This is a genomic window from Lachnotalea sp. AF33-28, from assembly GCF_003477885.1.
Taxonomy (GTDB): Bacteria; Bacillota; Clostridia; order Lachnospirales; family Lachnospiraceae; genus AF33-28.
Genome location: NZ_QUEE01000001.1, coordinates 256643 through 278503, shown reverse-complemented (window position 1 = coordinate 278503; position 21861 = coordinate 256643). Strand labels below are relative to the sequence as shown.

Annotated in this window: 20 protein-coding genes and 1 pseudogene; 11 read left to right on the top strand and 10 right to left on the bottom strand. The window is 49.6% G+C overall.

Annotated features, from left to right (window positions below):
* Positions 1-57: 57 nt before the first annotated feature.
* Together DWZ56_RS01155 and DWZ56_RS01150 are read left to right on the top strand one after the other, a co-directional pair.
* The gene (locus DWZ56_RS01155; protein ID WP_118554547.1) at positions 58-330 is read left to right on the top strand and encodes a hypothetical protein; all 273 of its coding nucleotides are present in this window, start codon (positions 58-60) and stop codon (positions 328-330) included.
* Positions 331-572: 242 nt separating this feature from the next.
* Positions 573-3191, top strand: coding sequence for a MerR family transcriptional regulator (locus DWZ56_RS01150; RefSeq protein WP_158584384.1), 2619 nt, complete (start codon positions 573-575; stop codon positions 3189-3191).
* A gap of 103 nt (positions 3192-3294) precedes the next feature.
* On the opposite strand, the gene DWZ56_RS01145 is transcribed toward DWZ56_RS01150, so the two are convergent.
* The 3 genes from DWZ56_RS01145 to DWZ56_RS01135 are packed head-to-tail and all read right to left on the bottom strand — an operon-like array spanning position 3295 to position 6174.
* Positions 3295-3834, bottom strand: a complete 540-nt coding sequence (locus DWZ56_RS01145; protein WP_118554545.1) for a hypothetical protein — start codon at positions 3832-3834, stop codon at positions 3295-3297.
* Positions 3831-5804 carry a M56 family metallopeptidase gene (locus DWZ56_RS01140; RefSeq protein WP_158584383.1) on the bottom strand — a complete coding sequence of 658 codons (1974 nt, stop codon included), beginning with the start codon at positions 5802-5804 and terminating at the stop codon, positions 3831-3833. The genes DWZ56_RS01145 and DWZ56_RS01140 overlap by 4 nt, the downstream gene beginning before the upstream one ends.
* Before the next feature lie 4 nt (positions 5805-5808).
* Positions 5809-6174, bottom strand: coding sequence for a BlaI/MecI/CopY family transcriptional regulator (locus DWZ56_RS01135; RefSeq protein ID WP_118554543.1), 366 nt, complete (start codon positions 6172-6174; stop codon positions 5809-5811).
* A gap of 222 nt (positions 6175-6396) precedes the next feature.
* On the opposite strand from DWZ56_RS01135, the gene DWZ56_RS01130 reads away from it, so the two are divergent.
* A complete protein-coding gene (locus DWZ56_RS01130) occupies positions 6397-7491 on the top strand; it encodes an SGNH/GDSL hydrolase N-terminal domain-containing protein (RefSeq protein ID WP_118554542.1) in 1095 nt (364 codons plus the stop codon).
* A 73-nt stretch (positions 7492-7564) separates the two neighbouring features.
* Here DWZ56_RS01130 and DWZ56_RS01125 read toward each other — a convergent pair whose 3' ends face one another.
* Together DWZ56_RS01125 and DWZ56_RS23720 are read right to left on the bottom strand one after the other, a co-directional pair.
* The gene (locus DWZ56_RS01125) at positions 7565-8662 is read right to left on the bottom strand and encodes a DNA alkylation repair protein (RefSeq protein WP_118554541.1); all 1098 of its coding nucleotides are present in this window, start codon (positions 8660-8662) and stop codon (positions 7565-7567) included.
* Between the two features lie 438 nt (positions 8663-9100).
* Positions 9101-9151, bottom strand: a pseudogene (locus DWZ56_RS23720) (DUF6783 domain-containing protein); the annotation flags it as partial.
* Positions 9152-9182: 31 nt separating this feature from the next.
* On the opposite strand from DWZ56_RS23720, the gene DWZ56_RS01120 reads away from it, so the two are divergent.
* The 4 genes from DWZ56_RS01120 (at position 9183) to DWZ56_RS01105 (ending at position 13787) form a co-directional block, all read left to right on the top strand.
* Entirely contained in the window at positions 9183-10559 is a 1377-nt protein-coding gene (locus DWZ56_RS01120; protein ID WP_118554540.1) for an MATE family efflux transporter, read from the top strand.
* Positions 10560-10732: 173 nt separating this feature from the next.
* Positions 10733-11761, top strand: a complete 1029-nt coding sequence (locus DWZ56_RS01115) for a hypothetical protein (protein ID WP_118554539.1) — start codon at positions 10733-10735, stop codon at positions 11759-11761.
* Between the two features lie 53 nt (positions 11762-11814).
* The gene (locus tag DWZ56_RS01110) at positions 11815-12480 is read left to right on the top strand and encodes an HAD family hydrolase (RefSeq protein WP_118554538.1); all 666 of its coding nucleotides are present in this window, start codon (positions 11815-11817) and stop codon (positions 12478-12480) included.
* Positions 12481-12665: 185 nt separating this feature from the next.
* The gene (locus DWZ56_RS01105) at positions 12666-13787 is read left to right on the top strand and encodes a helix-turn-helix domain-containing protein (protein ID WP_158584382.1); all 1122 of its coding nucleotides are present in this window, start codon (positions 12666-12668) and stop codon (positions 13785-13787) included.
* Positions 13788-14055: 268 nt separating this feature from the next.
* Here the strand turns inward: DWZ56_RS01105 and DWZ56_RS01095 are convergent, their stop codons facing one another.
* Entirely contained in the window at positions 14056-14880 is an 825-nt protein-coding gene (locus tag DWZ56_RS01095) for an AraC family transcriptional regulator (protein ID WP_118554535.1), read from the bottom strand.
* A gap of 216 nt (positions 14881-15096) precedes the next feature.
* Positions 15097-15774, bottom strand: a complete 678-nt coding sequence (locus DWZ56_RS01090) for a hypothetical protein (RefSeq protein ID WP_118554534.1) — start codon at positions 15772-15774, stop codon at positions 15097-15099.
* A 426-nt stretch (positions 15775-16200) separates the two neighbouring features.
* Here DWZ56_RS01090 and DWZ56_RS01085 point away from each other — a divergent pair, with 426 nt between their 5' ends.
* From DWZ56_RS01085 to DWZ56_RS01075, 3 genes are all read left to right on the top strand, one after another.
* Positions 16201-16476, top strand: coding sequence for a hypothetical protein (locus tag DWZ56_RS01085; RefSeq protein ID WP_118554533.1), 276 nt, complete (start codon positions 16201-16203; stop codon positions 16474-16476).
* Positions 16477-16511: 35 nt separating this feature from the next.
* Positions 16512-17627 (top strand): tyrosine-type recombinase/integrase, encoded by a 1116-nt coding sequence (locus DWZ56_RS01080; protein ID WP_158584381.1) that lies wholly within the window; start codon positions 16512-16514, stop codon positions 17625-17627.
* A gap of 271 nt (positions 17628-17898) precedes the next feature.
* Positions 17899-18402 carry a hypothetical protein gene (locus tag DWZ56_RS01075; RefSeq protein ID WP_147369369.1) on the top strand — a complete coding sequence of 168 codons (504 nt, stop codon included), beginning with the start codon at positions 17899-17901 and terminating at the stop codon, positions 18400-18402.
* Positions 18403-18421: 19 nt separating this feature from the next.
* On the opposite strand, the gene DWZ56_RS01070 is transcribed toward DWZ56_RS01075, so the two are convergent.
* A complete protein-coding gene (locus tag DWZ56_RS01070; protein ID WP_330424813.1) occupies positions 18422-19258 on the bottom strand; it encodes a serine hydrolase domain-containing protein in 837 nt (278 codons plus the stop codon).
* Between the two features lie 29 nt (positions 19259-19287).
* Between DWZ56_RS01070 and DWZ56_RS01065 the strand changes: the two genes are divergently transcribed.
* A complete protein-coding gene (locus DWZ56_RS01065; protein ID WP_118554530.1) occupies positions 19288-19725 on the top strand; it encodes an ATP-binding cassette domain-containing protein in 438 nt (145 codons plus the stop codon).
* Positions 19726-20155: 430 nt separating this feature from the next.
* Here DWZ56_RS01065 and DWZ56_RS01055 read toward each other — a convergent pair whose 3' ends face one another.
* The gene (locus DWZ56_RS01055; RefSeq protein WP_118554528.1) at positions 20156-21376 is read right to left on the bottom strand and encodes a type I-C CRISPR-associated protein Cas8c/Csd1; all 1221 of its coding nucleotides are present in this window, start codon (positions 21374-21376) and stop codon (positions 20156-20158) included.
* Positions 21348-21854: a type I-C CRISPR-associated protein Cas8c/Csd1 gene (locus DWZ56_RS23275; RefSeq protein WP_118554527.1), complete on the bottom strand. Its 507-nt coding sequence runs from the start codon at positions 21852-21854 to the stop codon at positions 21348-21350. Before DWZ56_RS23275 ends, DWZ56_RS01055 begins: the two co-directional genes overlap by 29 nt.
* Positions 21855-21861 lie beyond the last annotated feature (7 nt).

Below are 21861 nucleotides of genomic sequence, written 5' to 3'. Positions count from 1 at the left end.
GGTAATATATCGTTAAGTACAGGAGTGAGTGCGGACGTAACAGATGAGGGAGGATATATGATCACGATTTTTAACCGCAGGGAGCTATTGATCACATTTGATATGCAGAAACAGGGGGAAATAAGACGGATTCTGTCCCATGGAGGGATTGACTATACTGTGAAAGTAGTCAACAGAAAAAGCCCGTCTCCCGTATCCGCCGGCACGCGGGCGATGACAGGTACGCTCGGAGAGAACCTGGCGTCGGAATACGAGTATATATTTTATGTGAATAAAAATGAGTATGACAGGGCGGCACAGGCGGTCAGAGGAATGGGATCACCGGTGTGAGTGTTACCCTGTGTAAAAGGGAACAGGGCATTGGAACTGCTGAAATTATAACAGGTAGAAACAGGTAAGAAGCGCTGCCAAACGGTGAAAAGACCGATGGCGGGCGCTTCTTTTAGGTTTTACCAAGTTCGGTTCCTGTAATGTCCCCCTTGACTTTGACGCTGCGTAAAGTGCTATACTGGAGAAAATACTTACCTGGGTATGAGCGTGCAGCTCCATACTGTAAAGCAAAGGAGGCAGCTATGGGTGAATTGGTGAAGATCTCGGATATCACCGCCGGATTGGGGATATCGTCAAGGACGTTGCGGTATTATGAGGAAACCGGCCTGATTCAGAGCGTAAGGCCTCAGTTTGAGGCATACCGCTATTACGACGAGGAAAACGTGGAGCGGATCAGGGAAATCTGTGTGCTCCGGAAGATGCAGATACCGATCAGGGATGTGATCCGAATCTTTGAGAGCCGGGATATGAGCGTTGTGGTGGAGACTTTTGTCAAGAGTCTTGATGACATTGAGTTCAAAATCAGCTCGCTTACGGAGCTGAAAAGTATCACCAACGAATTCCTTCAGACCATGCTCCAGATGGGGGTGCGCCATATATCGGCTCTGCCCCTGATCTATGAGAGGATCGGGCGGGAATTCGCAGATGAAGGGGACGGAGGGACGGTTACTTACGCACAGCTGGAGCAGTTGTCGGCGGAGATTTCAGCGCCCTGCGATCCGGAGATCATTGTGCTCCCGTTTATGAGGGTCTGGTCCTCTGTAAGAAGGGACAGCGGCCGTTCCGACCCGGAGGGATTTCTGGAATGGCTGGAAAGCTGTGGACTGCTGTCAGGGTTCCCTGAAAGGCATACGCAGTTTGAATATCAGACGGCGGACGGCGAGCCGGTGATGATCCGCAGGCAGGAGGATGGCGCAGGCATCCCGGGTCCTTTTACGGAAACTGTTTTGGAAGGCGGGATGTTTGCCGTGGGGAGCGTATATGCGGATGAGGATATGGAGGCCTATTATCTAAGACTCTTAAAATGTATGGATGAAAATCCTTACTATGAACCGGATTACCTACATAACGGCGGCATGAGATGCCCGGTGCTGGCTGAGTCCGTGATGTCGGCGGACAGGCAGCGCGACAGAATTAATCTGTTCCTTCCGGTCAAGAAGCGGCTGCCGGACGCGTCCCTGTACGGCCCGTGCAGAGTTTTGGAGGGCATTACCGCGGCAGAGGTGCTCGAGAGCGTCAAAGCGGTATGGCAGAAGGATATCCGTATGGATGGGCTGAAACCGATCATGCAGCCCTATTACAGGGTAAATGAACAGGGAGAGGCGGAATATATCCCGTATATCGGCGCCAGACGGCTGTCAACGGAGACGGAAGTGAGGCTTCCGTTTTGCGTGGATGTGGAATTTCGGATGGACAGCACGTCCGCACAGTATGCCTGGGGAGCGGATGAGGGCAGCCTGCGTATCTATCATGGAGGACAGATGTACGGCATAAATATGGAGAACAGCGCGCCGGGCTCTTCCCAGGAAGCGATTTTGTTCCAGCAGCCGGTATTCGGGGATGAATACATGATTCCAAAGCGCGGAAAGATCGAACCGGACCGCTATAACCGGCTGACATGGATTGTGGGGGAACAGATGCTTGCCGTAATCATAAATGATGAAGTGCGCTACTGTGGGACAGATTTCCCATATATGAAAACCGACTTTCGGGAAATCCCGGCCGCCACGGTTGTGATCGGCGGCAACGGGCAGGGAAAGATCTGTCTGAAAAGCATCTGTGTATCACAGTTAAGGCAGAGCGTGAAACGGCTGATGAACGGAGATTTCCGTATAAGTATAAGGCGGAGCAACAATGTGCTGGATAACATTCATCCGCTGATTACCATGCATTACGGAGAAAATTACTGGTTTAACGGATGTGCCCGGTATGTTATGGAGGCGAAGGGGGAGCCGGACTATGACTATGATTTTTTTGCCGGCCTGACAGGCGACAATTTTGTGCAGGTGTATCCTTACAGGCAGTTCAGGGGAAATGGCAGGACGGGATATCTTCTAACCGATGGCAATAAGGGGGCCATCGAAGAGATATTTCATGCCTGCGGATATGGCGCCACCTGTGTAACGGGAGAGGAGCTTAAGAAAAACTCCGATGTGTATGTGCAGACCCTGATGGCATATATCGACAGCGGGGTGCCTGTGATCTGGGGAAAAAATGACTATCCGGAATGGAGCGTGATCGTAGGATATGAGGAACACGGCAATGTGCTTCTGTATCTTACGGAAGAAAAACAGGAACCCGAGAGGGTGTCACTGAAGGAGGCTGCCGGCGGCTGCGCCGTTTCCAACAGCCTTCCGCCGCGCAATGTATGGATCTTTGTGGGTGAGAAGTATCAGAAAACAGACCTGGCCCGAATCTGCCGGAAGGCGGTACAGAATCTGGCGGATCTGCTTATTACGGAAACAGATGAGTACTGTTTTGGCCACAAAGCGTTCCTCACATGGGCGGATGATGTGGAAAAGGGCAGGTATGCCGGCCTGAAACCGGAGGAATTTGACGATTGGGCAATGCATAAAAGCTATGTCTGCAATCTGTCCACCAATGCGAGCTGCTGCCACACTTTCCTGGAAAGAACACGGAAGCTGAACCCGGATATGGAATTTTTGAAAGCGGTCGGGGAACAGTATGGGGCCATGGGCGTGCTCTGGGGAGAGCTGGAGAAGTTGGGCGGCGGGTTTAATATTTCGTTAGAGACTCTGCAGGATAAGGATAAATCAGCAGCGATAGCGGCAAAGCTCCGTGAATTCGCCGCATGTGAAAAAACAGCTGCAGAAATATTATCAGAGGCGTTTACACCATGATCTTTGTGGGAGATTGCCTCCAAATGAGGGAGCATAGCGGGCTTTGCTGACCGAATTTGGAGGTAATATACCACAAAGTGGGGCGGATTGCGGAAATGATTTTTTAAACACTCTCCAGCGCTTCTTCGGATCTGCGGTAAGCAAAGAGCACACAGCAGGTCCAAAGACCTGCAACCAGACAGATCACAATCATGACTGAGCTGAAATACGGCACCATCTCCCATCCGAACGGCAGCGCCAGCAGGGTATTTAATACAGCGCGGATATTTCTTAAGCGCCGCAGGCTTTTTTCCTCCTGGCAGCCATGTCTCTGAGCGGTTGAGGCCAGATTGCTTAGCAACTGGAAGTCGAAATACAGGAAGATGACGGAAAATGCCAGCCGCACCACCGGCCAGTCAGGAACGGTTCCAAACAGCAGTAAGAGCCATAACAGCCCTTCCCAGAGCGCCAGAGCGGCACACAGCGGTTTGAGGAGAAGGGCTTCGGGTTCTTCCTCACCTACAGCGGGCAGAGCGCGGCAGATCAGGAGATAGCCCAGCCAGTTCGGAAGCAGATTCAGATTCCCCACGGTGATATTTACAAACAGCAGGAGCGTGCCCCAGGCGATCAGGGACAGGGCTCCTGGATATTTCCGTTCGGTCATTTCGTATCGCTCCTTTCCAGGGTGACGGTTTCCTCAAGGCTTCCGTTCCAGTATACCTGTATGGCATAAGCATCTGGCAGCACATCGTAATCATTTGGATAAGTATAATGAAACTCCGTATCGATATCGGTGATCAGGCCGTCCCAGGTTTCATCCACGTTCCTGTTGGTATAGGTGCAGCCGTCTCTGCTGCCTCCGGTATCCCCGGTCATATTGAGCTGTACCGGTTCAGACGGCAGGCCGTTTTCATCGGCACAGACGGTTGCAATGCCGGCGGACCAAAGCGACCGGCGCTCTTGCGCAGTGCCGTTAAAGGCATAGGTAACCTTATAGGCGGAGTTGATCTGGCTGAAAACGGCATCCGGCTTAGCCCTGCCGTCAAAGTGATAATAGCTTCCGAATAAAAAGGACTGATCATTGTTTGCCAGCTGGTTATCCACCATTGCGATAACCTGCTCCTCTATTCGGATGGACCCTGTGCTTCCCATCTGTTCCAAAGATGACAGGCAGGGAAGATTCCCAGACCTGTATTCGAGGGGGGATTCGCTGATCCCGGTAACTGCCTGGCACTGGCCGGTCTGTTCGATGACCCAGCCATTTTCCTTAAAGACCCGGATCGGATATACATAGCAGCCCCGGTTCACATGATTTCCCTGCTCATCATAATAATAGCCTCCTTCCGGAGGCGCCATGGAATCCATGACAAGAACCAGCAGGGCCCGGAAGCCGCCGTCCGCTTCACCGGTGAGGTTATAGACCAGATATTGGCTGCAGGCGAGCTGCGCCTCTCTGATTTTACCGTCTGTTCTGCTTACCAGTTCCTCCATTTCATCCAGGGGGGTAACCGCCGCATAGTAAACGGGGTTGTCATAGATCAGCGCCTTGGCAAAGGTATCGATGGCTCCGGCAGGGGTGGTACATCTGCGTGCTCTGGCCGATGCCATCGCCATTCCATAATCAAAGCCTGTGCCGGTGCTGTAACTCATATCATGAAAGCCTGGCGCGGCGACTCCCACCAGTGTTGGCGGCAGCAGCAGAATGGCGATGCAGACGGAGACCAGCAGCATTCCCTTCGGGTATTTCTTAAAACGGGCGATGGAGAGGATCCTGCGGGAGATATTTTTGCCGCCGTTGGACAGGGAGGTGGTTCCGGGCGCATGGGGGTAGCGTTCATTGGTCATGGATAGCAGTATTCTGCCGTATTCACGGCGTTCTTCGCCCTCGATCCGTTCCATGACGCGCTGGTCGCAGAGCGCTTCCATGTCGCTGCTTATCCGGTCAAAGATATAATTCATGAACGGATTACACCAGTTAAGCGCGCGCAGCAGGCTCCAGAAAATATTCTGCAGGGAGTCATGATAGCGCAGATGCAGCAGTTCATGGAGAAGCACCTTGTCATCCGTCACGCAGCCGTCAGGCAGCGCCAGCACGGGCTTGAGCACACCGCAGACGAAAGCGGAAGGCAGTCCGGGCACGGATACGGCCCGGCACGGCTTTAGCTCATAGGTATCGCAGACCTGTTCCAGCCGATTCTCCTGATCGGCCGTTAAGGGCATCCCCTTCTTGAGCAAAAAGCGCAGGCGGATATAGACAAAGGCATATTTAAACAGCAGGACGAGGGTGCCCAGCACATACAGCACAAACAGCCAGTCCGTGATGCTTAAAGGAGCCCGTATGACCCATGGCAGCACAAAGCCCGTGTGTATCGGGGTGTAGGCAGTTATATAGCCGGACGAAAGGGGCGCTTCTGCCAGCGTCTTGCAGTATTCCAGAAAGATTGGCAGCTCCGGCAGCAGGTATTTGCCGGACAGGCCTGCGGGGAGCAGAATCCTGGGAATCAGGAGGACCCAAATCCCATACTGCCAGCGGGGGGACAGTTTGTTGCTGAAAATCTGCTTGATCAGGAGGAGCAGATACGCGGCCAGCGTGACTTCCGCGGTCTGCATGAGAAAGGACCATATATTCGTCATATTCTTAAACCTCCATTTCATCCAGTAATTTCCGCAGCCTGTCGCGTTCCTGCGGGGATATCCTGGATTCCTTTAAAAAGGCCGCGATCAGATCCCCGGCCGCGCCCCCATAGACCTTGTTGAGCAGGGTGCTGCGCTCCTTCTTGGCACAGGATTCCCTGGAGACAGCGGCTGAATACCGGTGCGGTTCCGCGCTGCGGTCAATGGCTACGAGATGTTTGCCCTCCATCCGGGTGAGATAGGTATGAACCGTATTGCGGCTCCATCCGGTCGCCGGCTTCAGCGCGTCCACCACCTCCCCCAGGATGAAGAAATTCTTTCCCCAAAGCACTTCCAAAACAGCCCATTCTGTGTCTGACAGCGTATTCATGAAACACCTCCTACAAGTGTAGTATTCTCTATAAACATCCTACAACTGTAGGAGGCATATGTCAATACCGAAATGCAATCCGGCTGTCCTGTCATGCGCTGCTTTATCGGCAGCGTGTGAACAGTAGCGGGTATCCTCCATTCTTAGACTGCGGTTGCCGTATGTCTGGGATTTTGGTATACTGCAGGTATATGTCAGATATGTATATATGGGGAGGTATTTATGAAAACAGAAGAATTGGATCAGAATATGCGGCTTGTGAAACCGGAGAGCGAGGATGGCATTTGCTGGTATACGCCGGGAGATGCGCCATTTCTGGTGGAAGGCTTTGCCTTCTTTCAGCAGGAACACCGTTATTGCCGCCTGCCCTGTGAGCTGCTGCCCAAACTGCGGGATATGGGCAGGCCGGCTGTGGCGGATTTAGGATGGCATACGGCGGGAGGACAGATACGGTTTCGCAGCAATACGGGAAGGCTCTATGTGAGAGCCGTTTTAAACAGCCGGTGCGATATGCACAATATGACGATACTGGGGCAGGGCGGATTTGACTGCTATCTGCGCAGGGAAGGCGCAGAGGATTATGTATTCGCCGGCGTGGGGCGCTTTGCCGTAGGGGAATCAGAATATACCTCCACGCTGTGGCAGGGAGGAGACCGTGAGTGGAAGGAATGGATTATTAACTTCCCGCTCTATATGGGCGTAAAAAAAGTGGAGATCGGGCTTGAGGAACCGGCTTTAGTGCTGCCGGCAAAGGAGCATGGCAATGCGCCTGTTGCCATTTACGGCACTTCCATCGATCAGGGCGGCTGTGCGTCCAGGCCGGGCATGTGCCCGTCCAATCAGATCAGCAGGTCGGAGGACAGGACGGTTTACAATTTCGGCTTTTCCGGAAATGGCTGGGCGGATCAGATTCTGGCGCCGGTGATTGCGGGGATCCCCGGACTGTCACTTTTGATCGTGAATGTGGAGGCGAATGCCGGACCGCTTGGGATGATGGACCGTCTGTACCCTTTTCTTGAGGCGGTGCATGGGACTGCGCCGGCGCTGCCGGTACTTGTGTTAAGCGCCCCTTTAGGTTCGCTGGAAGCGTATGCTCCGGATTATGTGCGCCAAAAGGATTTGTGGAGAGAACAGCAGCGGGAAACTGTTAAGACCTGCCGCAGACAGGGCTGGGAACAGTTCCGGTTTATGGACGGAAGGCTTCTGTGGCCCGGCGGAGGCGACGATTTTATTGTGGATGATGTGCATCCTACGGATCTGGGATTTTATATGATGGTGCAGAATCTGGTCCCTGTAATCCGACGGCTTGCGGTATAGCAGATCAGCCGGAGGCGGAGGGCTGGAGGCCGCAGATGCCGTATCCCCCTCCGCACATCTTGGCTTTTTTGGTTTAACGGACCAGTTCAAAGTCCAATTTCTCACACTCTATGCCATTAATGATCAGCGCGATGGAGTGCGTTCCGGGGTAATGTTTTCTTGTACTTAGGTCTGCAAAGCAATGGACTTTTGTATATGATTTTTTTTCGCCTTCTTTTAATAAAATCTCGGAAATTTTAAATACTTTCCGGTTTCGGCGGCCGTTGGCTTTTACATAATCCACCCCATATTCCAGCCTGACTTTCATTGTTTCCTTTGCTGAAACCGTAAATGAAAACATCAATTCCTCTCCGATCATAACAGAGGATGCTCCCAAAGCGAAGGCGCTTATGTCGGCCGGGCTGTTATCATAGCCAAAAATGGATAATGCCTCCGGATCTCCTTTTTTAAGCAGTGTCCGGCATCCATGTTTCACAATCCAATCGGTATAATCGTTCCTGCCATACCAGTCTTTCGCGATTTTTGTTACCAGGTCAGGATGGGTTTTGGAGATATCGTTTAGATTATTGGCCACACTTTTACGGACATACAGTGATGGGTCGGCTTTGAGCTCTTCCAAAATACGAAGAACCGGCGAGGGATCTTTTTGAAAAGCGGGCAGCGCCTGCCCCCATGGCAATCTGGGGCGGCAGCCTTCGCTGGCGAGCCGCCTTATATGTTCATTGTCATTCTTGGCCCAGGCCGCCATCTGCTTCATCATCCGTTCTTCCTGTTTTATGATAAACGGCCTTACGGCAAACTCTGAAGAAGAAATCTGCGTATACCTTGCCAATGCAGCGATTGACAGATCCCAATAGCACTCATCCTGCCCGTAGACTTCAACAAAATCAGGAAAAATTACAAAGGCGCTGTCGTTAAACCCATCAGGATACCCCGCAATCACCGAATCAATGATATTTAGGGCCTGCTCATAGTCGGCCGGCAGATATTTTCCTAAACATATAGTGATTTTCCGTATACGGGCCTTTAACTCTAACTCATGCCACGGATTGTCCATTACGTCACTCACAAAATTGTCAGCCTGAAACAAGGAATATGCGGTTTTGAAGTTTAAGGCGAGCTCATGAAGTGAATGATAGTTATAATACTTATCTTTTAGTAATTCCGGCATGTAATACCCTCCTGTGACAGCCAGTGCCTGCGCCTAAATGCTTTTATATTCATTTACTGCTTTTGATGATATCATATCGGCCTGCTCTTCTCAAGGCTCTTCTCGTTGCAGTTCACAGTTACCGAAAACTTCCCGCGTATGAGAGGGCAGGGTATGGTCCTCATGGGGACCATACCCTGCCCTCTCATACGCTGCTCTATCGGCAGCGTGTGAGCAGTAACCTCTTCTCAAGGGCTTTTCTCAAGGCGGAACTGACGGATTGACAACCACAAAATACTGTTGTATAATAAATGTCGTTCATCGGAGGGTGAACCATTCGCAGTGAAATGGTAACCGGATAAGATGCTGGCATAAAATGCCGCCTTCTTATCCGGTTTTTTGATTTAGGCAGAGCTTTACCGCACTGCGGACCATCCGGAACGGATAGGATTACATAGTTTACAGAGCCTTAGAGCGTGTTTGAAAATTCATTTTCGCAATCTGCACGCCCTAGAGCTCCTGGGAAAGGGTTGAATTATTTATGAACACGAGCCAAAACTTCACACAGGGCAAGATACTGTCACCGCTTTTGAAATTCGCGCTGCCGGTGCTGGCAGCGCTGTTTCTGCAGACCATGTACGGCGCCGTGGATATGCTGGTGGTGGGCCAGTTCGCCACAGCGGCCGATGTATCGGCGGTCTCAACGGGCAGCTGGCTGATGCAGCTGATCACATCCTTTGTGGTAGGAATCGCAATGGGAACCACGATCCTGCTGGGAAGAAGGATCGGTGAAGGGAGACATAAGGAAGCCGGCAGTACTATAGGAGCCAGCATTGTGCTTTTTCTGATCATCGGTATCGTTATAACTGTATTTATGGAGGTATTCGCGGTGCCGGTGGCGCGGATCATGCAGACTCCGTCTGAGGCGTTTGATGCCACTGTTCTCTATGTAAGGATCTGTTCGGCCGGTTCGATTTTTATTGTGGCTTATAATGTGCTGGGGAGCATCTTCCGCGGCATCGGCAATTCCAGGATGCCGCTGATTACCGTAGCCATCGCCTGCGTCTGTAATATTGCGGGTGATTTCCTGCTGGTGGGCGTATTCGGCATGGCGACGGCGGGAGCAGCGATCGCGACCGTATGCGCACAGGCGATCAGCGTGATTATTTCCGTGATCATTATAAGGCGCCAGAGCTTCCCCTTCGAATTTCATATGAGTGATATCCGGGCGGACAGGGTGCAGATGTGGGAGGTATTCCGGCTGGGATTTCCCATTGCCTTTCAGGATCTGCTGGTGAGCATCTCCTTTCTCACGATTACAGCAATCGTCAATACGCTGGGAGTGATCGCTTCCGCCGGTGTGGGTGTGGCGGAGAAACTCTGCGGCTTTATCATGCTGGTGCCCTCTGCGTTTAACCAGTCCATGGCTGCATTTGTATCCCAGAATATCGGCGCGGGCAAGGTGAAAAGGGCCGATAAAGCCCTGGTATACGGCATCGGCACATCCCTGCTTGTCGGGGTGCTCATGGCGTATCTGTCCTTCTTCCACGGCGATCTGCTGGCTGGACTGTTCGCCAGGGATGGGGCGGTGATCGCGGCTGCGGCGGACTATCTGAAGGCTTACGCCATCGACTGCCTGCTGGTATCGTTTCTGTTCTGTATGATCGGCTACTTTAACGGCTGGGGAAAGACGACCTTCGTGATGGTCCAGGGAATTATCGGGGCGTTTTGCGTGAGGATTCCCGTATCCTTCCTCATGAGCCGGATCCTGCCGGTGTCCCTGTTTAAAGTGGGGCTGGCTACGCCCTGTTCCTCCGTTGTGCAGATCCTGCTGTGTGCGCTCTATCTGGCATATATGCGGAGCAAAAGCCGCAAGGCGGCATCCGGCACTGCGGGCCGGCAGGATGATGTTGTTTGACCGGTGTATCCGTTTGCAGACTGTCTTGCCGTGCGTCTGTGATTTTGCTATACTGATGTTTAGGAACACTTTAAATATTTTATAAGCGTATGCTGTGTGCTTATCAGCCGCGCACTGTGCGGAATGCATATGGATATAGATATAGATGATCTGTATGCGGGGGAGGAACGAATATGGATAATAGGGAAAGACGGTCCGCTAAGAAGCGGTTCACTAAGAAACGGTTCACCGTGGCGGCTATTCTCGTGACAGCGATGCTTCTGGCGGCCTGTACCGATCGGAATGTGAGCAAAACGGAGGAAACACAGCCGCCTGTGCTGACGGAGAACGGGCATGAGGAGGAGCAGACGGCTCCGGCAAAGACCGCAGAATCGGTACAGGATGTAAATCAGACGGAACAGCCCACGGGTGGGCAGACCCAATCCGGTCCCCTTCCGGACAGCGATGCGGAAGTGCTGACTTTCCCTCTGGGATCTTCCGTGGAACTGGATCTGGACGGAGACAAAACGCCGGAGGAACTGGAAATATTTAAGGCGGACAGCGCTTCGGGCGGATTAAATTGCAGGTTGGACGATATGGTGTACGATGAGAAGTACCTGTTGGATGAGATGGGCGTGTATCTGGATAATCCGGGCGAAGAATATTATATCATCACATGGGGGGACGGCAGCCGGTCCGTCGGCCTGTTTGATCAGGGGCCGAGTGATGATCCCGTAGTTTCTCTGCTGCGTCTGGAGAGCGGAGGCCTTCGGTATGAGGGCAGCTTTACCGGCTATATCAGTACGGATTACGGTCCGCAGGCGGCAGTCCTTAAGGGGGATAAAACGGTTTATTCCCGCAAACGCCTGCAGCTTTTGCAGACATGGTGGGCAGAAGGCACGTGGCGGCCGGATGCAAACGGCATGATGACAGAGGTGTTAAGGGATCTCTATGTTCCCTACGCTTATGAAGGATCCGAACTCATTTTACATACGGACCTGGAACTGTATAGGGAAATGGACCGGCAGGCGGAGACGCTGACGGTGCCAAAAGGCACTGCGCTGCTATGTACGGGCACTGACGATCTAAACTGGATCGGGCTGCAGTCGGATTCCGGGGAGACCGGCTGGGTGTACATGGAGAATTTCTGCGATATGGTTCTGCCGGACGGATCCACTGTGAATGCCCAGGATATATTTGAAAACCTGAATATGGCGGATTAATCACTATCCGGCGGCAGCATGGCCGTCTAAGAATGAACGGGGAGGAAACATAAATGTATGGCACGGTTTTATTTGACCTGGACGGTACTCTGACGGATCCGGGCATCGGTATCACCAACTCGGTTATGTATGCGCTTAAAAAATATGGGATAGAGCCGTCCGACAGAAGTGAGCTCTACAAGTTCATCGGACCTCCGCTGACCGAATCGTTTGAAAGGTTTTACGGTTTTACGCCCGGTCAGGCGAAAGAAGCGGTTGAATTTTACAGAGAATATTTTAAGGATAAGGGTATTTTTGAAAACCGTCCTTATAAAGGGATCGACGTACTTTTAAGCAGTCTGAAGAATGCGGGCATGATCCTGGCCGTAGCTACTTCCAAGCCGGAGGTGTTCGCCGAAAGGATTCTGGAGCATTTTGACCTGGCTCAATATTTTACAGTGACAGCCGGCAGCAATTTGGACGGTTCACGCATAAGCAAGGCGGATGTGATCAATTATGCGCTGGAAACCTTGAAGGTAAATGACAAAACCTCGGTCCTGATGGTGGGGGACCGGGAACATGATGTGATCGGTGCGAAGGCAGCAGGCATTGACTGTGTAGGAGTGCTTTATGGCTATGGCAGCCGTGAAGAGCTGGAAAGCGCCGGCGCCGGCAGCATTGCACAGACGGTGGAGGAGCTTCAAAACATGCTGCTATATACGGTTACAACCGTCAGTTGATGAAAATATAAATATGCTCGAATGAAATGTGATAAGGCACATGATATAATGTCGGCAGACATTGCATCATGTGCTGATTTTTTTTTTATTTTAAGCTATGAGTATGGTCGGTACAGGCAGTGTTAGACTTCCCGGATTGTTGAATTCAGAGGAAGCACATGAATAATTCATATGGAGGGGTGAAAATGGAAATTCACTTAAAAGTAGCGGAACTTAGAAAGAACAGAAATATCACACAGCAGGAGCTGGCGGATGCCGTGGGTGTCAGCTGTCAGGCGGTCAGCAAATGGGAGACACAGGCCGCCATGCCTGATATCGGCATGCTGCCGGAGCTGGCGGAGTATTTTCAGGTGACGGTGGACCAGCTGCTGGGATTAAAGCCCCTGGCCGAGTCCGATTATATTCCGGTGCGCACCGGGGAGGCTTCTTACTGGAGCGGCAGGTTGGATTATCTCAAGCGCACCAGGGATTATTTCTGGAACACGGATTATCTGCGCTTTCTGATCGGTCAGGTGTGGAAGATCACAAAGCCTGTGGATATGCTGGACTGCGGCTGCGGTTACGGTTTCCTGGGAGCGCTGATGCTGCCTCTGCTGCCGGAGGGCAGCAGCTATACGGGCATTGATATCAGTGAAAAGCTTTTAGAGGAGGGCGGGCGTTATTTTAACGGGCTGGGTCTGAACGGAACATTTATCTGTGAAGATATCCACAGATACCGGACGGAAAGAAGATTTGGGCTTACGGTATGCCAGGCGGTGCTGCGTCACAGCGATGATCCCTTTCATATTTTGGAGCATATGGCAGATCTGACCGAACCGGGGGGCCTTGTGGTCTGCGCGGATGTCAACCGGGAGTTTGAATGTGACGGCATCTATATTGAAGGGCTGGATTATGCCATGCTCTGTGAGAGACACGGGTTCCGCAAGATGTGGAAAACCGAGCTTGAGAAGCAGGGCAGGGATTACAGCGTGGCAATGAAGGTGCCGCATGAACTGCATCGTCTCGGACTCACCGATATCGGAGTGCGCATGAATGATAAGGTGACCTGTCTGAATGCCGCGATCCCGGGGCATAAACAGTCCATTGAGGATTTTTGCAGAGCTCATAACTGGGAGAGGCCTCTGAAGCCGAAAGAGGCCGAAGAACTTATCGGCCGTTTTATGAACCATGGAATGGACCGCAGAGAAGCGGAAGCGTATCTGGATAAACAGCGGATGATAACCGAGTATCTGGCGGACAATGAAGAAACGGCGGAACTGACCCATGTGCTGGGAATGCTGATTGCGTATGGGAGAAAGGCGGAGTGATATTGTATCATCCTGAAATAGTCATTTTGGATGAGGCCGCCAGTTCCCTGGATGAAACCACTAAACAATATGTAATACATAATCTTAATAGTCTGTTTAACGGCAGGACGCTCATTATAATCTCACATAAACCCGATGCCTGGACAGCGTTTGACGAGAGGCTGTTACTGTTAGAGAATATGGAGGCGGAGAATCCTGCGAGCAGGGTTCTATTATGAGACAAGGAGCTGCGCACTAATTAGTGCGGCAGCCCCTTGTATTTTCGTTTCTATTGAGGGATCCATATCTCGACCAGACAGGTATCCTCCGCATCATTCCAGGACACATATTTTTCAATGGTGGGAAGCGGTCCCTTATGGAATCTGCTGGAGGGAAGGAATTCCGTGTTAATCTGGTGCCAGACATTACCCAGTGTGTTGTCTGATATTTTACCATTTGCTTCGAACTTCAGCCAGGTCGTTGCCGGATATTGGTACACGCTGTACTCGCTGCCGTCATAATCCGCACATTCTACAGCACACATATAGTCATTGTTTCCTTCTTCGTCAAACCCGAAACATAACCCTAAATCGAAAAAGCTTCCGGTAAGCGAACGTATCCGGTCATTGCTGCCGTCGCTCTTTACAATGGCCCAGGTACCGCCGCCGTAGGGCGTAACTCTTCGTATGCCGATGACCTGAAATGCATCTTTTTCTACTACGCTGTAATTCATTTTTTCTACCCCCTTGATATTGATTTCAAAAGTGAGACGGCAGTAAAACACCAGACTGGGATTGGACTTCCTGACTTCTGCAGGAGTAATGCCATACAGGTTTTTAAACGCCACCCGAAAGGCATCATCCGACTGGTAGCCATAGTCCATTGCGATGTCAAGAAGCTTTCTGTCGGTATTCAGCAGTTCGTAAGCTGCCATGGTCAGCCGCCGCCTTCTAACATATTCAGAGAAAGAAATCCCCACAATCTGTGAAAAGGAACTCTGAAACATGGAATAGGGACATGCCGCAATTCTGCTGATATCTTCCTCTGAAATTTCGCCGTGTACAGAATCCTCCACATAGTCCATCACTTTGTTAAGCCTTGTTGTCCAGTCCATTATCTTTCTGCCTCCTCCTTAAATCCAGTATACCTGAAATGCAGAATCCTGCCCGATATTTTTATACTTAATTTTAACGGATGCGTGAGGAATAGGGAAGGAGTCTGGGCAAAAAAGCGTAAAATTCATATTTTTATTATAGCAGAAAAAGAAAATAAATGTGAATCTCTTTATACATCAGGGTTGTCTCGGCTGCAGTCTAATCAGGGAATATACTCAATCCGGGGAAGAATAAAGCCCAAAATGCTTTGCTAAAAGCTGCAAAGTTTCGAAGCGGGTATCCGTTTCGGCGTCCTCTCTGACAATCGTAAAAAAGCCGCTGTTGAGCCATTCGTTATAAATCTTTTGGCTATTGAATTTTGCCACACATTCACGAAAGTTTTGCATGGTTTTTTCAGGATCTGCAGAGTGCTCAATTTGGTATAAAAGAAATTGCTTCTCTTCATCCTCCCTTTCGAAAAACATATCCACAGATAACGATTGAGGTGACAGCATAACAGCAACTTGGTGGTAATCCGCTATTTGTTTTAATATTTCCAAAGGAATATTTGTGTCAACAATTGTTTTTTTATCCCCGGACAGCCGTATTAGCTCAGCAATTTCAAACTCTGCGCTTTCACGTGAGTTGCCAACAACCCAAGCCAGATACTCATCCGGCGTTCTGTTTATAAATTCCTGCCAATCTTTCATCGTATTGAAGTAACTCAAATTCGGCTGATCCACGGGATTAATTATTTGCAGCAGTCTGTCCAGCCCGTAGTTTTCGCCGCATAAAATCAAATCGTACTTTTCCGCCAGCATTTTACACATCGTTGATTTGCCCGCATAAGCTGTTCCGTTAATGAAGAAGCAGTTCTTCAAATAATGCTTTAGTATGTTATTTTTAATATTCATGTTTTCTCCTTTTTGCACAACAACAAAGCCTATAAATTATAGGCGTGTTAAAGCTTTGATTACTTATTAATTATCGGATTCTATTGTTGCTGTATAAAAAGTGACACCACATGACATTAACCTCCTATGACTAAATTTTCTTTGAAATAATTATAGCATTTCTTTTTCCAAAGGCCAACTTTATTTGAGCTGTTGTGGTAGATGTGTTTGTATTTCTTTGTTGATGGTGTAGAAAGGTAAATGGAAGAATTTGGATTCGGCATGATGCAGGCGATGCCCTGCTATGGCAATACTTTAAACGAGCTGAAAGAGATGTACCTAAAGAAGCATAAAAGAATTTGAGCCGGTGAAAGATTTCGGTTAGCCTTTCTGAGACCTAAAAAACGCCAGCACAAAAGCCGCCATCCTGATGCATATGGAATTGGGATGGCGTTTTTTGGTTTCAACTGGGAAATGTGCCCGCAAGAGCCACATCTGACGTTCGGCATATACGCTTTAAGCAGCCGCAGAGCAAAAAAATACATCCTTCTGCCGAAGGACGTTCGCAATATGATCCATATTATGAAAAACTGCCAGAAACCCACTTATTCAGCTTTGATGTTATCATCAAAGAAGCGCTTTGTCAAGCACGTGAGTCCGGTTCTGGCGGCGGCAATACCAGGAAATCCTGTTTTTGCAGGCTTTTCGCAGCAATATTTTTAAGCCGTCAAATGAGCCGTCAAAAAAGGAGGACTTATATGGCAAGAAAAGGAGAGAACATTTACCTGCGGAAAGATGGAAGATGGGAGGGCCGCTATATGAAAGGCCGCCGTCCGGACGGAAAGCCCAGGTTCGGTTCAGTTTATGGAAGGCAATACGGTGAGGTGAAAAAAAAGCTGGTGCTGATCAAGGCGGAGTTATATAAGGACGGGGCTGTGCCGCTTCTTTATGGAGATGGAAGCCTGCATGACTGGACGGAATACTGGCTGGAAGTGACGGTGCGCCCCTATATAAAAGAGAGCACATATGAGGGATACCGCAGAAATATAGACAAGCACATCTATCCGTATCTGAAGGACCTGCCCATTAGAGAGATCACGTCCAGCCAAATCCAGAATGCTGTGGACCGGCTGCAGTCACGCCTTGCTGCCAGCACGCTTGGCGGGGTCTGGCGGCTGCTGCGTTCGGTATTTACAGCCGCGCACAATGAAGGGCTGCTTCTGCGCAACCCCTGTCAAAAGATAAAAATCCCAAAAGCCGGACGTCGGGCGCCCCGGGTGCTGACGGTCCCGGAGCAGGCCAGGCTGGAACAGGCTGCCGCAGAGGCTGACGAAATAGAATATCTTCTCTGTCTCTATACCGGCCTTCGCGTGGGTGAACTATGTGCGCTGCGCTGGGAGGACATTGACTTTGAAGGGCGCATCCTGCATGTAGCGCGGACGGTACAGCGGATTCAGGATACGCGCAGACTGCACAAGACCCGCCTGTCTGTCGGCACGCCCAAATCCGACTGCTCAGTCCGTGAAATCCCTCTGCCGCTTTTCCTCTCCTCATTATTGGAAGAAAAACAGAAAAAGGATGGTGCATTGACCGGATACCTGTTTCCGGCCAAAAAGGGATGCCGTGACCCGCGCACCATGCAGCAGCGGATCAAAAAATTATCAAAACAGCTGGGGATGAGAGGCGTGCATATGCACACGCTCCGTCATACCTTTGCTACCCGCTGTCTGGAACACGGTATAGGATATGAGGTATTAAGTGAATTGCTGGGACACTCTTCGCCGCAGATCACGCTGAAATTTTATGTACACTGCACGCCTGCAACCAAGAGAAAGAGCATGGACCGTCTGGCGCGCGCTGTGCAGGCCGCGTAAAGATGAGCCGTCAAATCTGGTCGCTTTGTACCGCAAAAATCTTTTAAGCATAGGCATAGCCGCCGGACGCCGCAATATGGATCATATTGCGAAAAATGCCAGCCCCATTTCCTTACTTATAGTATCCGCTTTCTGTGCTTTTTTCATGCGGAGCCGGCGATTTCAATAAAATATGCATATCACGGCAGAAAAAGTGAAAATAAAGCCACAGACAGGGTACTGCCGCAGTTATGGCGCTGCGGAGAAACTGTGTGAAATAGGGGAACACGACATGGGAGATTTAAGTATGATGGGCACAGAAAAAGAGAACTCTGCAGGGCAGCGCTGCTTTGAAGGCATGGGAACAATGATTCTTTGGTTTACATCGTATGAGAAAAGAGTGGCAAAGGGTATCCTGCAGAATTTATACTATGAAAAAACATTTCCATTCGAGAGCATGGACCAGCTGTTGATGATCATGGATGATATTCTGGAGCTTGTTCACTGGCCTGAGGCAGAGTTCCCGCGTCAGAGTCTGGATGGCTGCTGCGGGTGCACGGACTTTGCCGAACTGGATCCTAAACTGGACAGGGCTGCAGCCGGTGCGGGAAAATGGCAGCGGGTCCGCAATGGAATGGAATGTGCTGCCGTGCGTATACTCTGCCGACAGCACGCGAGTATACAGGGTGAGCTGCGGATGAATGGCATTACGGCCAATTTCCGGAGCGGGATGGAGCTAATGAGGATGCTGCATCAGCTGTTGTTCAATAAATACGGCCAATCAGAATTGTCTTAGTTAGAGCGTGTTTGAAAATTCATTTCCGCAAATCCGTCTTCATGGACCCACCATAAATATCCGTAGGACAGATGGAGCTTTCCCAGCGGCTGTGTTCGCATGTGCTTTCATTGATCCACTGCTCCGACACAATCCGCTTACCGCCCCAAATCCCTTTGTTTAAGTATAACTGCCCTAGCTTTGCCATATCCGCAGGGGAGAGCGAAAGACCCCATCCCCCTGTATTGTTGCCGGACGGATCGGCAGCCCAGCCGCTGATATCTGTGGCGGCATTAAATGCGAGCTGTTCCTCCTTGGACTGAAATGATATGCTGCGTTCAACCGTAATTCCCAGCGGAGAGAACAGGTTCTCTGCAGCAAACGAGAATACGGACTGTCCGGCAGCCTCTGCGAGGATACCGGATAAAATGTCAGGTCCTATGAGAGGCGTATACCGGAAGTCCCCTACCTTCCCTCTGCTGCCCAGCAGATCAAGAGTGAACTTCACATAGTCCTGACTGGTAAAATATTTTACATAAGGCGCGAATTTATACTTATAGGGCGCCGTCATTGTCAGCAGATGCTTGAGTTTGATCTCCTGTAGGGTCTTTTCACGCTTTTTGACCGCGTAACCGGGGAAAAAATCCAATACCTTCTGGTCGGTGCTTTGAATGTATCCCTTATCCGCCGCGATCCCGATCAATATGGAAAGAACACTTTTCGTCACCGAATAGATATGGATACGGCTTTGGGCTGTACATCCGTGAAAGCTGCGTTCATATACAGATCTGCCGTCCTTTAATACGGCTATGCCCGCAATGTTGTCATAGTCTCTGTCAATCATCTCTTCGCACTCTTCAATTTTTTCCTGATTCATGTGATCTTCTGCTCCTTAATGTGATTACAATGTATATAAACGTAAGTCAGCCTTCGTATCTGAGACGGATCGGTGCGGTAATGCAGGAAAGTCATTTTTTTAACCTGTCAATCAGAGATAATCTGCTGCTGGTATCACCGGAGGCGTCAGAGGAGGAAATGATGGGCGCTTGTGAGTTGGCCGGATTGGCGGGATTTATAGAATCTGCGCAGAAAGGTTTGGATACGGTGATCGGAGAACGGGGAATAAAGCTGTCCGGCGGTCAGAGACAGAGACTTGCGATTGCACGGCTGATATTGTACCGCCCTGAAATTGCCGTATTGGATGAGGCCGCCAGTTCCCTTGATGAAACAACTAAACAATATGTAACGCGTAATCTTATCCGTCTGTTTAACGGAAAAACACTTATAATAGTCTCGCATAACCCAGATGCGTGGGCCGCGTTTGACGATAAGCTGATACTGTGAGAATGTTGACTTTGAAGGGCGCATCCTGCATGTAGCGCGGACGGTACAGCGGATTCAGGATACACGCGGACTGCAGGGATGAAGGCGTGCGAAAATCATCATATTCAGAAAAGTCAATAACAGCATACCGGGGCTTATTATTTTTTAAAATGACAACAGTCCCTTGCTCATCAACAAGACATACTACCTTAGAAAAATTCTGATTCGCGTCTGTCATGTCAAACCCACGACAAAAAATTAAAGAACAGATGGAATTATCCCCTGTTCTTTAATCATTATTAATTCAGCAGCAAGCTGGACATCACTGGCTGCGCGGTCACGTAAATTGCGATATTGATCTGTTTCCCTTCCGTCTGTATGGGAAAAAATCCCATAACCATTGTAGTCCTCCCTGGGACGGTTGCCATTCAGAGGGTCGCAAAATGTTCATTTATTCTTCCTCCTCACTAATCGTATTGATCTCTTCTTCGTCTGAAACAATGATATTGTCTTTCTTTCTGAACTTTAAGACTTCACGCTGGCAATCATAACCAAGTAGGAACCTTCCATCAAGAGCTTTCTTTGCTTCAAAGCAGCCAGGTTCAAATTGCCCTTCTATCTTTCCGTAAAGTTCTTTGTAATATTCTCTGCTTCCAGGCTTTAACCTGTTTAAATAAATTTGTGTATTCCTGCGAATGGTTTTCCACGTCCGTAAAGGCGTCTGCGAGAACTGCCTCATATACCGCTCCGCATTTGTAATGCGAGTTTCGCCCTTATCAAACGTGCAACGCTCTATTTTTTCTGCAACTGCCAAAAGCCGTCCAAAAAGATAACTCCGGTCTGTGCAAAGTTCATCAAGTACCATATTAAATATCACTCCCTTTTCCCAATAATATTTTTTAATAAAGGAACATGCTGTGTGCAGGACTCTCAAATAATTAAAATCCTTATCATAGGCTAACGGGTTAGACGCTTTCATTGCTGCAGTTCTGACTATATCCGGCGGAATGGACGCCCCGTCTATGATACATGATCTCAACCGGTCAAAAGTAGATACGAGCAATGGGCATTTGCCATCGCTATTTAAAGGCAAAGTAAGGATCTTTTCTGTTTCGGTACCATAAACTGCTTTTGCAATCTCCTTGATGGAATCAATACCTTCATAATGGCGATATCTTTTATCCTTATCAAAATATTCCTGACGCCAGCAGCAGCTTTCCTGCCATTGCCTGATGTTCCTCAGATAAGCGGATGTTTCTAATTCTCTATAATAAGTCATTGCAAGCCGTCCGCGAGATGCGCTGTCAAGTGCAAGAATTACCATATGTGAGGTATTTTCAATATTTTTTGCGTATCCGTCTATGGCTAAATTTAAGTCTCGCGCGGATGCATAATTCGTGTCGGTATGCACAGCTTCATTTTCGCCAAATAATACATCCTCGGAGTCCTGAAGTGGCTCATCTTTGTTCGGCAGAGCAGCAAGTAATCCAACAGCACTTTCATAGAATTGTGGCAATTCTTTCAAAGTGCTTTCCCATGTTACAAGGCACACTCCATCCCGAATAAATCCCTGCCGGCGAATGATCCATTTCAGCGCATTATGAATCTTCTGCGATGTTTCATATCCGACAGAGAGAGCCTCATTATAGCCGATATTTTTGTCTTTGGTCATCGTTGGAGGATATCAGGCTTGCCTTTGTATCCCATTCTCCGCGAATCTTAACCGGATTTGTTTTCGCTGATAGTTCAATATTGCCCGTAAAATAACAGAGATCCTTGTTTTGAGCGGTAGACAAATAGTATTTGATGAAAGCCTGCTGTGTTTCCTTATCAAGCCAAACCGCAGTTTCCTCCTGATGAACATTCCTCTCATAAACCCGAAATCTGACAAATGCTTTCTCGATGCGAGCGCCTTGAATTTTTTTTCTGTCGGACAGAAAACCATCCTCATCTGGTAAAAGAACGCCGCTTTTCTGCAAATCCGCTATTACTGATTTTCGCAGTACATATTTATAAACAGCCATAACTTTCGTTGTTACGAAATCTGATGAACACCACGCCGATAAGCCATTGATATAAGACGGAAAGCTGTTTTTGATATCACGGATAGTGCGGGCCTTATCATCTTCTGTCTCTCCGTCAAGGAACATGGTTATC